11 protein-coding genes are annotated in these 15,719 nt (G+C 64.9%); 1 reads left to right on the top strand and 10 read right to left on the bottom strand.

The features are described from left to right. Positions 1-270 precede the first annotated feature (270 nt). The 5 genes from LB564_RS04855 to LB564_RS04835 form a co-directional block, all read right to left on the bottom strand. A complete protein-coding gene (locus LB564_RS04855; protein ID WP_224535364.1) occupies positions 271-2,736 on the bottom strand; it encodes an FAD-dependent oxidoreductase in 2,466 nt (821 codons plus the stop codon). Then, on the bottom strand, positions 2,733-3,914 hold the full coding sequence (locus LB564_RS04850; protein ID WP_224535362.1) for a pyridoxal phosphate-dependent aminotransferase: 1,182 nt from the start codon (positions 3,912-3,914) through the stop codon (positions 2,733-2,735). Before LB564_RS04850 ends, LB564_RS04855 begins: the two co-directional genes overlap by 4 nt. Continuing rightward, positions 3,907-4,812 carry a homocysteine S-methyltransferase family protein gene (locus tag LB564_RS04845; RefSeq protein ID WP_224535360.1) on the bottom strand — a complete coding sequence of 302 codons (906 nt, stop codon included), beginning with the start codon at positions 4,810-4,812 and terminating at the stop codon, positions 3,907-3,909. The genes LB564_RS04850 and LB564_RS04845 overlap by 8 nt, the downstream gene beginning before the upstream one ends. Continuing rightward, entirely contained in the window at positions 4,809-7,262 is a 2,454-nt protein-coding gene (locus tag LB564_RS04840; protein WP_224535358.1) for an FAD-dependent oxidoreductase, read from the bottom strand. The genes LB564_RS04845 and LB564_RS04840 overlap by 4 nt, the downstream gene beginning before the upstream one ends. A 72-nt stretch (positions 7,263-7,334) precedes the next feature. Further along, entirely contained in the window at positions 7,335-7,877 is a 543-nt protein-coding gene (locus LB564_RS04835; RefSeq protein WP_224559606.1) for a helix-turn-helix domain-containing protein, read from the bottom strand. A 225-nt stretch (positions 7,878-8,102) separates the two neighbouring features. Between LB564_RS04835 and LB564_RS04830 the strand changes: the two genes are divergently transcribed. Then, positions 8,103-8,807: a nitroreductase gene (locus LB564_RS04830; RefSeq protein ID WP_224535353.1), complete on the top strand. Its 705-nt coding sequence runs from the start codon at positions 8,103-8,105 to the stop codon at positions 8,805-8,807. 25 nt (positions 8,808-8,832) lie between these two features. Here LB564_RS04830 and LB564_RS04825 read toward each other — a convergent pair whose 3' ends face one another. From LB564_RS04825 to LB564_RS04805, 5 genes are all read right to left on the bottom strand, one after another. Beyond that, entirely contained in the window at positions 8,833-10,275 is a 1,443-nt protein-coding gene (locus LB564_RS04825) for an MFS transporter (RefSeq protein WP_224535351.1), read from the bottom strand. Positions 10,276-10,447: 172 nt separating this feature from the next. Continuing rightward, a complete protein-coding gene (gene soxG, locus LB564_RS04820) occupies positions 10,448-11,035 on the bottom strand; it encodes a sarcosine oxidase subunit gamma family protein (protein WP_224535349.1) in 588 nt (195 codons plus the stop codon). Further along, positions 11,028-14,021, bottom strand: a complete 2,994-nt coding sequence (locus LB564_RS04815; protein WP_224535348.1) for a sarcosine oxidase subunit alpha — start codon at positions 14,019-14,021, stop codon at positions 11,028-11,030. Before LB564_RS04815 ends, soxG begins: the two co-directional genes overlap by 8 nt. Further along, on the bottom strand, positions 14,018-14,314 hold the full coding sequence (locus LB564_RS04810; RefSeq protein WP_224535346.1) for a sarcosine oxidase subunit delta: 297 nt from the start codon (positions 14,312-14,314) through the stop codon (positions 14,018-14,020). The genes LB564_RS04815 and LB564_RS04810 overlap by 4 nt, the downstream gene beginning before the upstream one ends. A 24-nt stretch (positions 14,315-14,338) precedes the next feature. Then, entirely contained in the window at positions 14,339-15,598 is a 1,260-nt protein-coding gene (locus LB564_RS04805; RefSeq protein WP_140701730.1) for a sarcosine oxidase subunit beta, read from the bottom strand. Between the last annotated feature and the right edge of the window lie 121 nt (positions 15,599-15,719).

The following is a 15,719-nucleotide window of genomic DNA, read 5'->3' as shown; positions in this document are numbered from 1 at the left end:
TCACCCAATACCTGTTCGAGCGCCGGACGGTCCAGGCCATCAACAAGCCGCCACCAGTCAATCCAAGCCGCCGAACCAAGTGGACCTCCCCAAATCAGATGGGCTTCCAATATGTATAATTTTCCCCGGACAGCCCTGCCGTTTACGGGGAGAAGATGCCGGCAGGCAGATGAGGGGCAGCGCTAGCCTTGCCAACCTCGGCGCCGCCCCTCATCCGGCCCTTCGGGCCACCTTCTCCCCGTAGAACGGGGAGAAGGAAGAGGCGCCGCGCTACATCTTCACCCGCTCGGCCTTCGGATCATACATCGGTTTCAGCGATGCCTCGGCCGCAAACCGTTCACCGGCGATCTCGATTTCGTAGGATGAGGCCAGCACATCCGCCTCGCTTTCGCCCTGGCAAGGCACATAGCCAAGCCCGACGGCGCCGCCGAGATGATGGCCGTAATTGCCCGAGGTGATTGGGCCGACGATCTTGCCGTCGCGCAGGATCGCCTCGTTGTGGAAGAGCAGCGGCTGCGGGTCCTTCAGCCGGAACTGGACCAGCCGCCGGCTCAACCCGGCTTCCTTCTTCTTCAGCACGGCATCGCGGCCGATGAAATCGCCCTTCGCCATCTTCACCGCGAAGCCGAGGCCCGCCTCCAGCACATTGTCCTCGTCGGTGATGTCGTGGCCGAAATGGCGGAAAGCCTTTTCGATGCGGCAGGAATCCAGCGTGTGCAGGCCGCAGAGTTTCAGGCCGACCTCCGCGCCGGCCTCCTCGATCGCCTCGAAGACATGGGCCGCCTGATCTGTCGAGACGTAGAGTTCCCAGCCGAGTTCGCCGACATAAGTGATCCGGTGCGCCCGGGCGAGCCCCATGCCGATTTCGATCTCCTGGAAGGTGCCGAACGGGTTGTTCTCGTTGGAGAAGTCGTTGGGGCTGACCTTCTGGATCAGTTTTCGCGCATCCGGACCCATCAGGCAGAGCACGCTTTCGGCGGCGGTTACGTCCGTGATGACGACGAACGCCTCGCCGACATGCCGGCGCAGCCAGGCGAGGTCACGCTGCAGCGTCGCGCCCGGCACGACGAGGAAGTAGGCCGTCTCCGACAGCCGCGACACGGTGAGGTCGCTTTCGATGCCGCCGCGCTGGTTGAGCATCTGGGTGTAGACGATCTTGCCCGGCGCCACGTCCATGTCGTTGGCGCAGAGCCTTTGCAGAAACGCGCAGGCATCGCGGCCCTCGACACGGATCTTGCCGAACGAGGTCATGTCGAACAGGCCGACCTTGTTGCGGACCGCCAGATGCTCCTCGCGCTGGTTGTCGAACCAGTTCTGCCGCTTCCAGGAATAGCGGTATTCGCGCTCCTGGCCTTCGCGCGCGAACCAGTTGGCGCGCTCCCAGCCGGCGACCTCGCCGAACACGGCGCCACGCGCCTTCAGATGCTCGTGCAGGGGCGAGCGGCGCACACCACGCGACGTCGCCATCTGCCGGTAGGGAAAGTGGTCGGCGTAGAGCAGGCCGAGCGTTTCGGAAACGCGTTCCTTGAGGTAGCGGCGGTTCTTCTGGAACGGCTGAGTGCGGCGGATGTCGACTTCCCAGAGGTCGAATGGTGCCTCGCCATCGTTGATCCACTGCGCCAGCGCCATGCCGGCGCCGCCGGAGGAGACGATGCCGATCGAATTGTAACCGGTCGCCATCCAGTAGCCGCGCAGCTCCGGCGCCTCGCCGAGATAGTAGCGGTCGTCAGGGGTGAAGCTTTCGGGGCCGTTGAAGAAGGTGTGGATGCCGGCGGTGGCCAGCATCGGCATGCGGTTGACGCCCATTTCGAGGATCGGCTCGAAATGGTCCATATCCTCGGGCAATTGATCGAAGCAGAAATCCTCGCGGATGCCGTCCATGCCCCATGGCTTGGCCACCGGCTCGAAGGCGCCGAGCATCATCTTGCCGGCGTCTTCCTTGTAATAGGCGCACTCGTCCGGCACGCGCAGCACCGGCAGGCGGCCGAGGCCGGGGATCGGCTCGGTGACGAGATAAAAATGCTCGCAGGCATGCAGCGGGATGTTGACGCCGTTCCGGGCGCCGAGTTCGCGCGCCCACATGCCGGCGCAGTTGACGACGATGTCGGCCTCGATCGTGCCTTGCTCTTCGCCCTGCGCCCAGGACACGCCGGAGACGCGGCCATTTTTCGTGTGGACCTTCGTCACCTTCACATTCTCGGCGATGGTGGCGCCGCGCTGGCGCGCGCCCTTGGCCAATGCCATGGCGATGTTGGCCGGGTCGCATTGGCCGTCGAGCGGCAGGTGCACGGCGCCGACGACGTCGGAGACGTTGAGATGCGGATACATCTCACTGACTTCCTTGGGAGAAATCTCGCGCACGTCAACGTCGAAGGCACGGGCGAGCGATGCCTGGCGGTAGATCTCGTGCTTGCGCTCCTCGGTCAGCGCCACGGTGATCGAGCCGACCTGGCGCATGCCGGTGCCGACCTCGGTCTCGGCTTCCAGTTTGACGTAGAGATCGGCCGAATATTTCGCCAGACGAGTCATGTTCTGCGAGCCGCGCAACTGGCCGATGAGGCCGGCGGCATGCCATGTCGTGCCCGAGGTCAGCTGCTTGCGCTCCAGAAGCACGATGTCGGTCCAGCCGAGCTTGGCCAAGTGATAGGCAACCGAGCAGCCGGAGACGCCGCCGCCGATGATGACGGCCCTTGCCTTGGTAGGGATGGCCTTGGTGGGAAAGGTCTTGACGGTCATGCGGCCTCACGACGGTAGGTGGAAACAAAACGGCGCAGCCGCGCGGCTGCTTCCCGCAGTACCGGTTCGGGCTGGCACAGGCTTATTCTGATATGGCCGGCCGCGGCTTCGCCGAAGCTGGAGCCGGGCATGACGCCGACCTTCTCCTTGTCGAGGAAGGCGAAGGCGAATTTCTCGTCGTTGGGTTCGACATCGGATATGTCGAGCATGACATACATGCCGCCTTCGGAACCGCGCACGGTGACATCATTCATGCCGCGCACCGCATCGAGCAGGACGGTGCGGCGTGCCGCGTAGCGTTCGGCGATGTCCTTGACGCCATAGTGCTGCTCCAGGGCCTCGGCGCAAGCGATGGAGATGAAGGCCGGCAGGCCGTAGGTGGTCACCAGATTGAGGTTGATCAGCAGCGAAATCATCGCCTCGGGACCGGTCAGCCAGCCCATGCGCCAGCCGGTCATGCCGTGGCTCTTGGACATCGAATTGATGACCAGCGTGCGCTCGGCCATGCCGGGCAGCGAGCGTGGCGAGACATGTTCGCCGCCGCCCAGCGTCCAATAGACCTCGTCGGACAGTAGCCAGAGGTCATGCTCCTTGCAGATCTTCGCAAGCTCTTCCAGCCGCTCGCGCGAATAGACCGCACCGGTCGGATTGTTCGGCGTGTTGATCAGGATGGCGCGTGTATTGGGCTTGATCGCGGCACGGATCATGTCGGCGCGGGGTTGGAACCCATCCTCGGCCGGTGTCTCGACGACGGTGAAGCTCGCGCCCGCCGCACTGAAGGTGTTGGGGTAGGTGGCATAGTAGGGCGCCACCACGATGGCGTGGTCGCCCTGGTCGAGAACCGCCTGCACGGCTGCGTAGAGGGCGGCCTGGCCGCCCGGCGTGGCGATGACCTCTTCCGGCATCGTCTCGACGCCAGTGCAGGCGCTGGAGGCCGCCGCCATCGCCTTGCGCAGACGCGGCAGACCGGGCAGCGGGGTGTAGTGATGGTTGCTGCCGCGGACGGCCGTGACGCAGGCTTCGATGGTTTCGGAGGGCGTGTCGAAATCATGGTCGCCGACCGACAGCATGATGATGTCCTCGCCGGCTTCCTTGCGGGCCCAGGCGGCGAAATGAACCTCCCAGCCATCCTTGCCCGAAGGCACGATGCCGGTGATGCGCGACGATGGTCTAGGCATGTGAGACTCCCGTAATCGCGTAACCGCCCTGTTGCAGCCGGTCGCGCAAGGCGGCGATGTGGGCAGGGCCAACCTCGCAGCAACCGCCGACGATGTCCGCCCCGGCCTCCACCCAGCCGACAGCCTGTTCGGCGTAAGCGTCCGGACCGAGGTCGTGGCGGGCGTGCAGCACATCCACCGTGCCACCATGCTTGAGCGCTTCGGTGGAGGTGAAGCCATTGGCATAGGCGCCGACCGGGCCGCCCAGTTCGATCAGCTCCGGCAACGCGGCCGCGATCGCTTCGGGGCGGCAGCAGTTGAGCAGCCGCGCCGCCACCGGCAGGTCCCCGAGCGCATCCGCAGCTGACGCAATCGTCTCGCCACTGCGCAAGCGTGGCGTGCCGTGATCGGCCAGCGTCCACGATACCCAGACAGGCTTGCCGCTTTCCGATGCCGCGGTGACCGCCGCGCGCGCCTCCTCGGCCGAGGCCATGGTCTCGCACAGGAACAGGTCGACGCCATCGGCCTGCTCGGCGACGATGCGGCGGTAGATGTCGAGCGTGTCCTGATAGGAGATCGTCAGCGCCGGCGCGTAGCTGCCGAAAAGCGGAGACAGGCAGCCGGCGATCGCCGCGTCGCCAGCCTCGTCGCGCGCCTGCCTGGCCAAGTCGATGCCACGCTTCTGCAACGGCTTGAAAAGGTCTTCCGCGCCCTCGCGCGCCAGGCGTTCGGGCGTTGCCGAATAGGTGTTGATGGTGATGATGCGGGCGCCGGCGCGAATGAATTCGGCATGCAGGCCGCGCACCAGATCGGGCTCGTCGATCAGCACCCGGGCCGACCACAGCGGCGTCGGCTCGGACTGGCTGCGCCGCACCAGTTCCTGGCCCATGCCGCCATCGGTGAGGATGACCTTCTTCATGCGCGCAGCCTTTCGTTTTTCGGATCCCACAACGGCTCGTCCTGCTGCACGACCGCCTTGAAGCGGTCGCCGAAGATCTCGACCTCGACCGATGTGCCGGGGTCGCTCAGGTCGGCGCGCAGCATGCCAAGCGCGATCGACTTGTCGATGCGATGGCCCCAGCCGCCCGATGTCGTCTCGCCGACGATCTGGCCGCCATGCCAGAGCGTCGACATGTAGGGCGCGTCGCAATCGCCGGGATTTTCGACCACCAGCGTGACGAAGCGCTTCTTCACGCCTTGCTGCTTCTCGTTCTGCAGCGCCGCCTTGCCGCGGAAGTCGGGCTTTTCCCATTTGACGAAGCGCTCGAGCCCGCCCTGCAGGATCGAATAATCGGTCGACAGGTCGCCCTTCCAGGTGCGGTAGCCCTTTTCCAGGCGCAGCGAATCCAGCGCGTACATGCCGAACGGCTTCAGCCCGTGGTACTGCCCGGCGGCACAGATCGCATCGAAGATGGCGGCGGTGTCGTCGACCCTGGTATGGATCTCCCAGCCGAGTTCGCCGGCGAAGGAGACGCGGACCAGCTTGGCCCAGCGGCCGGCGATCCTGGTCTCCTGATGCGTCAGCCATGGCAAGGCGAGGTCGGCTTCACAGACATCGGCAAGGATTTTTCGCGAGTTCGGGCCGGCGAGGATCTGCGTGGAGAATTCCTCCGTGCGGTCGATCAGCTTGAACGCCGCATCGTCAGGCATGTGCGACTTCAGCCATTCGAAATCATGCAACTGCGCCACCGCCGCGGTGATCAGCGTCATGGAGTCCTCGCCATGGCGCACCACCGACATTTCGGTGACGATGCGGCCCTTGTCGTCGGAGAAATAGACGAGGCCGATGCGGCCGGGCTTCGGCACCAGGCCGGTCACCTGCCGGCTCAGCCATTCGGCCGCACCAGGGCCCTCGAGATTGAAGCGCGAGAAGCCGGGCAGGTCGAGGATGCCGGCGGCGTCGCGGACCGCCAGGCACTCTTCGCGCACGCGCTGCTGCCAGGGCCCGTCACGGCGGAAGGTCAGCGTAGCTTCCTCGGAGACGTCGTCGCCGTCCTGCGCGTACCAAGTGGCGCGTTCCCAGCCATTATAGGCGTCGAAGCGGGCGCCGAGCGCCTTGATGCGGTCGTGGATCGGCGACAGTTTCCGGTCGCGGCCTTCCGGCCAGGCATGGCGCGGGAACTGGATGGCGTATTCGTTGCCGTAGATCTCCTTGCCCTTGGCGACGCAATAGTCCGGGGCGGCGGCAAAGGAGGTGAAGCGTCGCGGGTCGCACGACCACATGTCCCATTCGGTCTGGCCTTGCGTCACCCATTCGGCCAACACCTTGCCGGCACCGCCGCCCTGGGCGATGCCGAAGGTGAAGACGCAAGCCTCGAAGGCGTTGGGAACGCCAGGCATCGGCCCGATCAGCGGATTGCCGTCAGGCGCATAAGGGATCGGTCCGTTGATGACCTTGGACAGGCCGGCGGTACCCAGGATCGGCACGCGGGCGACGGCGTCGGCCAGGTAATGCTCCAGCCGGTCGAGATCGTCGGGGAAGAGCTGGAACGAAAAATCCTCCGGCATCGGATCGCCAGGGGTGGCCCAATGGGCGCGGCAATTGCGCTCATAGGGGCCGAGGTTCATGCCGGACTTTTCCTGGCGCAGATAGTAGGACGTGTCGACGTCGCGCAGCAGCGGCAGTTTCTTGCCCTGTTCCTTCGACCAGGCGGCGAGTTCGGGGATTTCCTCGAACAATATGTACTGATGGCTCATCACCATCATCGGCACTTCGCGGCCGAACATTTTGCCGACTTCGGCGGCACGATAGCCGGCGGCATTGACGACGATCTCGCAGCGGATTTCGCCCTGTGGGGTTTCGACCACCCATTCGTCCTTCTCGCGGCGCACGCCTGACACCGGGCAGAAGCGGATGATCTTCGCGCCCATGTCGCGCGCGCCCTTGGCCAGCGCCTGGGTCAACTGCGCCGGATCGATGTCGCCGTCGCTCGGGTCATAGAGCGCGCCCTTCAACTCGTGCGTTTCGATGAAAGGGTAGCGGCGCTTGATCTCGTCGAGCCCGACCACGTCGATGTCCATGCCCTGATAGCGGCCCATGCCCTTGGCGCGCTGGAATTCCTGCATACGCTCCTTTGTATGAGCGAGCCTGAGCGAGCCGGTAACATGGTAGTTCATGGGGTAGTCGACTTCGTCGGCGAGGCCCCGATAGAGTTCGGTGGAATAACGCTGCATGTTCATCAGCGACCAGGAAGAGGAGAAGGTCGGCACATTGCCGGCGGCATGCCAGGTCGAGCCCGAGGTCAACTCGTTCTTTTCCAGGAGCACGCAGTCGGTCCAGCCGGCCTTGGCCAGGTGATAAAGCGAGGAGGTGCCGACCACGCCGCCTCCGATGATCACCACGCGCGCCGTGCTCGGCAAAACCGCCATGTTCTTCTCCCATCCTCAAGCGCGCCGCGCTTCTTTTTGTTCTATGCGGGCATGTCGTCTGGCGACATGCATTCAATAGACCGGTGGCGAAACCACCCAGATGACAACCGCCGGCTCGCTGCCCGGATTGCGCCAGCGGTATGGCTTGCCCTCGAAGCGGAAGGAGTCGCCCTCGGCAAGCCGGTGCCACGCGCCCGCTATCTCGATCTCGAAAACACCCGAGGCGATATAGCCGGCCTCCTCGGTCGGCCGCAGTTGTTCGGTCTTCATTTCCGCGCCCGGCGCGAAGATCGATCGCACCATCTCGAAGCTACCACCGAGATCCGGTGACAGAAGCTCCTCCACCAGGCCGGATTCGCTGGTGCCAAGCGTGCGGCGCTTGCCGGCGCGCACCACCACGCCGCGCTCGCTCTCCAATGGCACGTCATGGCTGAAGAACAGGCTGATCGGCACTCCGAACAGATCGGCGAAGGCCCGGAGATCGCTGAGCGATGGCGTCGACAGGCCGCGCTCGACCTGGCTGACCCAGCCGACCGAGCGCCCGAGTTTCAGCGCGATCTCGGCCAGCGTCAGCCCGCGCACCCGGCGCAAGGCCCGGATATCGCCGGCCAGCACCCGCTCGTCAGGTCCCTGCAATGTTCGTGCGGTAGGGGAGGCCAAATCGCTCACTTCATGAAAATTTTCAATCGAATTTCATGAGAAATCATGCTCATGAAAAAATCAAGTAGATTTTCACCAATGCTCAAGATTTGCTTGCAGGATTTTGACGGTTCATGCAAAGGCTCCGCCGCGAGCGGCGAGTGGGGACGTCCGATCGACACAATGGCTAAGGGACGGCCCATGCTGGAAAAGAAGGCTCGAATCGCGGGCGACGCCGAGATCGTCGACGACGCGATCATGTCGCGCCGTTCGGTGCGTGCATTTCTGCCCGACATGATCGATGACGAGACGATCCGTGACATACTGACTGTCGCGGCGCGCGCTCCCTCCGGCACCAACATGCAGCCATGGCGGGTTTACGTTACCAAGGGCGGGACCAAGCAGCGGATCACCGATGCGATCATGAATTCCGGCATCCGCGCCGAAAAAGCCGACTGGGACGAATATCGCTATTATCCGACCCAGTTCTTCGAGCCGTATCTCACCCGCCGCCGTGCCAACGGGTTCGGCCTCTATGGCGCACTCGGCATAGGCCGCCGGGAAGTCGACAAGATGCGGGCCCAGCACGACCGCAACTTCGTCTTCTTCGACGCGCCGGTCGGCATGATCTTCACCATCGACCGCCGGCTCAACCAGGGTTCGTGGATCGACTACGGCATGTTTCTGCAAAACATCATGGTCGCGGCGCGGGGAAGGGGGTTGCATACCTGTCCGCAAGCGGCCTTCGCGCCCTATCACCGGCAGATCCGGCCGGTGCTCGACATTCCCGACGAGGAGATCGTCGTCTGCGGCATGGCGCTCGGCTATGAGGACGTTTCCAAGCCCGAGAACGCCTTCCGCACTGACCGTGTGCCGCTCGAGGAATGGGTGACGTTCAGCGAATAGGCGGCGTTCGAAAGCCGCGCGGCCGCTATTCCGTATTCATGTGCGCGCCGTGGCCGCTGACATGGGCGCCGTCCTGCGGCGTCAGCTTGAGATAGGCGAACAGCGCGCAGAGCGTGATGACGCCCTCGATTGCGAACAGGATCCGGAAATCATTGCTCACCGCAGGCCCGCCGCCGGCCAGGAACGAAAGCATCGCCGCCGCCAGGCCGACGCTGATGGCGACCGCAAGCTGCCACAATATGTAATAGAGCGCGCTGAAGCGGGCGAGCTGTTCGGGGGCGATGTCGGAATAGGCGAGATTGCCGGTCGAGGCCCATTGCACCGAGCGGAAGATGCCGAAGACGAAGATGTAGGCGAGCACGATCCAGGCCGGCGTCGTCGCCTGCATCAGGGCAAAGCCCGCAACCATGGCGGCAACGATCGGTGTGTTGAAGACCAACACGCGGCGGAAACCGAAGCGGTTGAGGACACGCGGCATGAAGAAGCGCATCGCAACCGAACCCAGCGCGGCAACGAAGGTCAGCGATCCCGCCTGCACCGCGCTCATGCCAAAGCCGAGCTGGAACATCAGCGGCAGCAGGAAGGCGACGGAGCTGAGGCCGATCGTGTCCAGGCCGCCGCCGGTAAGGAAGGAGACACGAAAGGTCCGGATGCGCAGGAGCTTGAGGTCGAGCAGGGGATTGGGCACGCGCAGGCAGTAGAGCGAGGCAATCGACAGGATGACGACCGCCAGCACGAGTTCAGCCACGATCATGCTCCCGGCAGTGTCCTTGGCCGCAAGCGAGTCCATGCCGAAGACCAGCAGGATCATGCCGCTGCCGACCAGCAGAAAGCCGGGAAAATCGAACCGCGTGCGAACGGGCTTGGTCACCGTTGGAAACAGTGAGGCGGCGAGGATCGCCGCCGCCAGCGCGAACGGCACATTGATGAAGAAAATCCAGCGCCAGGAAATGTAGGTGGTCAGCGCGCCGCCAACGAGCGGGCCAACCAGCGGCCCGGTTTGGCTGGCCACCGAGATATACATGTTGATCTTCAGCGTTCGGTTGCGCGGAAAGCTCGACAGGATGACGACCTGGCCCAGCGTGCCCATCAGCGCGCCGCCGAAGCCCTGAAGCGCGCGGGCGCCGACCAGCATCCAGATGTCGTTCGAGAGCCCGCAGAGCGCCGATGAAGCGGCGAATACCAGCAAGGCAAAGCAATAGACGTTGCGCAGGCCGAAACGATCTGCCGCCCAGCCGCCAAGCGGCATCGAGATGATCAGGCTGGCGACGTAGACGGTGATCAGCAGGCCGAGCTGGCTCGGCGGACGGCCAAGGCTTTCGCTGATGCCCGGCAGCGCCGTCACCACGACATTCTGGTCGAGGCTGGTCATGAACACGCCGCAGGCGACCGTCAGCGGCAGCAGGAGCAAGGCTCTGGCCGGCATATCGGCGCGATCGGTGGCGCCGGCGGATAGTTCAGCGGTCATGGGGATGTTCGAACCAAATATGCCGACTCTGAGACGGGATTTTCATATCCCTTGGACCGGTTGGGCGGCCATGTCTCTCCATCATGGGCGCCCGCGGCAGGATTCTCTAGCGGCAGAACCGGTCGGCATTGAGGCCAGAAGCAACGGTGGCGCGGCAATCCGGCCGCATCGCCTACTGCACCTCGTAGCCGACTTCCTCGCTGGCATGACAGAGCGCCTTCCAGAACGAGCGGGCGAAAGAGCGGAAGACATAGATGTCGAACTGGTCGGTCCCGGTGCGCTGGATCTGGGCGAAGACATCGTGATGCGTCGTCGAGCGGCCGGCGCCGACGGGGAAGGCGGGCAGGGCGAAGTCGATGGCGAAGAACTTCGCCAGCACCCATTCGGCTTTCGGCCCGGCAATGCGGATGGCGGTGCGGCCATGCGACAGGTCCGTCACCGTGCCGATGGCCGGCGTCACCACCCTGGCGAAGACCGTGGCCAGTCCTTCGGCCTCGTCCGCGACGGTGAATTTTCCCGGCGCGAAACCGAACACCGACTTCGCGCCGTCGCTCAAGCCGCCGCCGGCGCCATCGGGCAGCGCAAGGCCAGCGACAGCACGGATGGCCGCGATCAATTTCTTCTCCTCGCCGGGCCATGCGGCGAGTTGCACGATCGAGCCCGGCCTGGTTTCGGTAAGCAGGAGCTCGACGCCATGTTCGAAATTGCCGTGCGAGCCGACATGGTACTCCGGGTCGAGGGGCGATTGACGCTCAACCATGCATGCGGGTCCCTTCCGGATCGTAGAAATGGTTGGAGACGATCTCGACCGGCCCGAAGCGGCCGCGCAAGGGGTCGGAGACATGGGCACGCGTGCCGTGCCTGGCCTTGCCGCCCTTGACCAAGGCCAGCGCGATATGCTTGCCGAGCGCCGGCGAATAGCAGCAGGCGGTGATATGCCCGATCGAGCCGTGCGGATTGGCTTCGTCGATTTCCTCGACAATGTGCGCGCCGCCATTGAGCGGCCGGTTGTCGAGCGCGATCAGGCCGACCAGCTCCAACCGCTCGGACGCGACGAGACCTTCCCGGTCCATCATCGCCGAGCCGATGAACGGCTTTTTCTTCGACAGCATCCAGTCGAGATGCAGGTCGCGCGCCGTGGTGCGGCCATCGATCTCGGCACCGGTGACGTGGCCCTTCTCGATGCGCATCGTGCCTAGTGCTTCGAGCCCATAGGTGACCATGCCGAAAGGCTTGCCGGCCTTGATCAAGGCTTTCCAGACATGCGTGCCATGGCCGGCGCCGGAATAGACCTCGAAAGCCATTTCGCCGGAGAAAGACAACCGGCAAACCATTACGGGAACGCCCGCTATCTCGCCGTGCACGATGCCCATGAAGGGCAGCGTCGCATTGTCGACGGCGGTGCCGGTGACGCAGGCCGCGAGGATTTGCCGCGCTTTCGGGCCGCCGATCGCGGCGCCCGCCCATTCGTCGGTCACCGAGGTGACGTGGACCTTGAGTTCGGGCCAGACCACGTCGAGGAAGTACTCGAGATGCTGCATCACCTTGCCGGCATTGGCCGTGGTGGTGGTCATCAGGAAATCCTGTTCGTCCAGCCGCCAGGTGGTGCCGTCGTCGAAGGCAAAACCGTCCTCGCGCAGCATCAGCCCGTAGCGGGCCTTGCCGACGGCCAGCGTCGAGAACATGTTGGTGTAGACACGGTCGAGGAACGTGGCGGCGTCGGGGCCTTGCACGGCGATCTTGCCCAATGTCGAGACATCGACGATGCCGGCGCTCTCGCGCGTCGCTTTGGCCTCGCGCACATAGGCCTGTTCGACGGTTTCGCCTGAAAGCCCGTAGATCATCGGCCGGTACCAGAGGCCGGCCGAATACATGGTCGCGCCGTTGGCGAGATGCCAGTCATGCATCGGCGTCAGCCGCTCGGGCTTCAAGTCGCCAAAGCGTTCGGCGGCGAGCGAGCCGATCGAAACCGGCGCGAAGGGTGGCCGGAAACGGGTCGTGCCGACGTCCGGGATCGGCTTGCCCAGCGCTTCCGCCATGATGGCGAGGCCGGGGACGTTGGAGCTCTTGCCCTGGTCGGTCGCCATGCCGAGCGTGGTGTAGCGCTTCAAGTGCTCGACCGAGACGAAGCCTTCGCGATGCGCCAGGCGGACATCCTCGGCCGTGACATCGTGCTGGAAATCGACAAAGCTCTTGCCGCTGGCCCTGATCTCGAAGACCGGCGCCGGATCGGGATCTCCAGGAATTGCTTCGACGGTGGGCAGCGCCGCCGGAGCGGCGGTCCCGCCAGCCGCGGCAAGGCCCGCGGCGCGGCCTTCGGCGATCGCCTCGACCGTCGAAAAGCTGCCGGTGAAGGCGCCGGCGCCGATCCATTTCTGTATAGGCTTGGGCGGCAGGAAGGCCTGCCGGGCGGCGTTCCATTCCGCCTTGGCGCCGGCCTGGCTGGCCAGATGGATGGTCGGCGACCAACCGCCCGACATCAGCAGGCAATCGGCATGGACGCTGCGCGCATCGCCGCTCAGCACACCGGCGACCATATCGAAACGTTGAACCTTGAGGCCGGACAAGGCCTTGCCGCCTTCCGTGGCAACCACCGCATGGCCAGACAGCAATTCCGCCTCGGCTTCGCCGGCCAGGGCGCTCATCTCGGCGGACGGCTGCGGGCGCACGTCAACGATGGCAACGATCGCGGCACCCGCCTGCTTCAGCGCCAGCGCCGACCGGTAGGCGCTGTCATTGTTGGTGAACAGCACGACCCGCTGGCCCGGCAGCACGCCGAATTCGTTGGCGTAGCGCTCCGCAGCATGCGCCAGCATCACGCCGGGCCTGTCATTGCCGGGAAACACCAGAGGCCTTTCGAAGGCACCGGTGGCCAGCACCACGGAACCGGCGCGGATCGCCCAGTAGCGATGGCGCGGCTCGCCCTTGGCGGGCTGTTCCTTGTGGTCGCTGACCCGTTCGAGGGCGGCAAGCGTGTTGTTGTCGTAGTAACCCCAGACCGTGGTGCGCGGCAGGAGCCGGACATTGTCGCGGGCCGCGAGCTGGGCGACCGTGCGGCGCACCCAATCGGTCGCCGGTGCGCCGTCGATGGTTTCGCCGGACCAATTGGCCGAACCGCCGAAATGCGGCTCGAGATCGGCCAGGATGACGCGGGCGCCCTGATCGGCGGCGGCCTTGGCGGCCATCAGGCCGGCCGGGCCGGAGCCGACCACAAGCACGTCGCAAAAGGCGTTCATGCGTTCGTAGCGAGCGGGGTCCTTTGCCGATCCGGCGCTGCCGAGGCCGGCGGCGCGGCGGATGAAATGCTCGCAGAACATCCAGAAGCGCGTGCCTTTCAGCGGGCCGACAACCGGACCCATGAAGGTCTTGTAGTAGAAGCCGGCCGACAGCAGCTTGCCGCCGAGCTGGTTGACGGCATGGATGTCCCAGGCGAGCGAGGGAAAACGGTTCTGGCTGACGGCAAGCAGCCCGTCATGGATTTCGACCATGGTTGCCGGGATGTTGGGCTCGCGCACCTCGCCCTTCAGCACCGTCACCAGCGCGTTGGGCTCCTCGACGCCCGCGGTCAACAGGCCGCGCGGGCGATGGTATTTGAAAGAGCGGCCGAAAAGGGTGACGCCGTTGGCCAGCAGCGCCGACGCCAGCGTGTCGCCGCCATGCCCGGTATAGGCAATGCCGTCGAAGGTGAAGCGGATGGTCTTCAGCCGGTCGATGCGGCCGCCAGTGTCGGTGCGGCGCGGGCTCATGGCTTGTCCTCCGCCTTGCGGCGCGCCGCCGAACCGTGATCGCCGCGCACGAAGGCGACATTGGAAATCTCATGCGTCAGCGTGTTGCGCACGACCCTCAGGTGAGCCCGGCAGCCGCCAGAATGCTGCCAGATCTCGTTGTGGTCGCCGGCCGGATTCAGCCGGTCGTAGACATAGGCATTCCAGGCCTCGAAATTCTGCGAGGCGGGGTCGGGGCGCTCGCGGTTGCCGTCACCCTGATAGGTGAACTCGATGACGTCGCGCGGGCCGCAATAGGGGCAAGTGATCAGCACGGAATGTTCCTAATGAAGGCTTGTTTAGTGAAGCCTCGGGTTCGCGCCCTGGCCCTTGTCGTCGATCACCAGGCCGCGATGAAAGCGGTCGAGCGTGAAAGGGGCGTTGAAATCGTGCGGCTGGTCCTTGGCGATGGTCCAGGCGAAGCACCAGCCGGAGGCAGGCGTCGCCTTGAAGCCGCCATAGCACCAGCCGCAATTGAGATACATGCCGGGCAGCGGCCCCATGGTGATGATCGGCGAGCCGTCCATCGACATATCGCAGACGCCGCCCCAAGAGCGCAGCATGCGCACACGCGCAAGGCCCGGGAAAAGCGCCAGCATCTCGCTCATCACCTCGTCGACGATGGGCAGGTTGCCGCGCTGGGCGTAGCTGTTGTAGCCGTCGATGTCGCCGCCATAGACAAGGCCGCCCTTGTCGGACTGCGACATATAGAAATGGCCCATGCCGAAGGTCACCACGGTGTCGATGAAGGGTTTGAGCGATTCGGTGACGAAGGCCTGCAGCACGTGGCTCTCGATCGGCATCGTCTCGACGCCGGCCAGTTGCATGACGCGGCCGGTGCTGCCGGCCACCGCGACCGCCACCTTCTTGGCCCTGATATCGCCGCGCGAGGTGGTGACGCCGGTGACGCGGTCGCCGTCGCGCAGGAAGCCGGTGACCTCGCAATTCTCGATGATGTCGACGCCACGCCGGTCGGCGCCGCGCGCATAGCCCCAGGCGACCGCATCGTGCCGGGCGGTGCCGGCGCGCCGCTGCATCAGGCCGCCGACGACGGGGAAGCGTGCCTCGCTGGAGATATCGAGCGCCGGAATCAGGCGCTTGATCTCGGCGGGCGTCATCAGTTCAGCATCGACGCCGAGATGGCGCATGGCATTGCCGCGCCTCGCATAGTCATCGAACTGGGCCGGCGTGTGCGCCAGGTTCAGGCAGCCACGCTGCGAGAACATGACGTTGTAATTGAGCTCGTGCGACAGGTTCTCCCACAGCTTCATCGAATGTTCGTAGAAGCGGGTGTTGGCCGGCAGCAGGTAGTTCGAGCGCACGGCGGTGGTGTTGCGGCCGACATTGCCGGAGCCGAGCCAGCCTTTTTCCAGCACCGCGACATTGGTGATGCCGTGCTCCTTGGCAAGATAGTAGGCGGTCGCCAGCCCATGTCCGCCGCCGCCGATGATGATGACGTCGTAGGACGCCTTCGGATCCGGCTTGCGCCAGGCCGGCTTCCAGTCCTTGTTTCCCTTGAGCGCGTTCGCGAGCAGCGAAAGGGCCGAGTACTCTGCCATGTGTAAGGTGTCCGTTGCGGGCGATGCGGCAGACTATAGAGCAGGGGGCTGACACAAAGCCAATATTGCGCCATCGCCTTTCGACTGGCCGACGCCTGATGTGCGCGATCGGTCGCGGTGA

This window comes from Mesorhizobium sp. ES1-6 (genome assembly GCF_020164775.1).
Taxonomy (GTDB): Bacteria; Pseudomonadota; Alphaproteobacteria; order Rhizobiales; family Rhizobiaceae; genus Mesorhizobium.
Note: the sequence above shows the minus strand (reverse complement) of the source record. Positions and strands in the feature narration are given on the sequence as shown.

Bases quoted from the DNA above. Each gene is read 5' to 3' on its own strand.
- LB564_RS04855 (WP_224535364.1), bottom strand. From the start codon at position 2,736: ATGACCGTCAAGACCTTTCCCACCAAGGCCATCCCTACCAAGGCAAGG.
- LB564_RS04850 (WP_224535362.1), bottom strand. From the start codon at position 3,914: ATGCCTAGACCATCGTCGCGCATCACCGGCATCGTGCCTTCGGGCAAG.
- LB564_RS04845 (WP_224535360.1), bottom strand. From the start codon at position 4,812: ATGAAGAAGGTCATCCTCACCGATGGCGGCATGGGCCAGGAACTGGTG.
- LB564_RS04840 (WP_224535358.1), bottom strand. From the start codon at position 7,262: ATGGCGGTTTTGCCGAGCACGGCGCGCGTGGTGATCATCGGAGGCGGC.
- LB564_RS04830 (WP_224535353.1), top strand. From the start codon at position 8,103: ATGCTGGAAAAGAAGGCTCGAATCGCGGGCGACGCCGAGATCGTCGAC.
- LB564_RS04825 (WP_224535351.1), bottom strand. From the start codon at position 10,275: ATGACCGCTGAACTATCCGCCGGCGCCACCGATCGCGCCGATATGCCG.
- soxG (WP_224535349.1), bottom strand. From the start codon at position 11,035: ATGGTTGAGCGTCAATCGCCCCTCGACCCGGAGTACCATGTCGGCTCG.
- LB564_RS04815 (WP_224535348.1), bottom strand. From the start codon at position 14,021: ATGAGCCCGCGCCGCACCGACACTGGCGGCCGCATCGACCGGCTGAAG.
- LB564_RS04805 (WP_140701730.1), bottom strand. From the start codon at position 15,598: ATGGCAGAGTACTCGGCCCTTTCGCTGCTCGCGAACGCGCTCAAGGGA.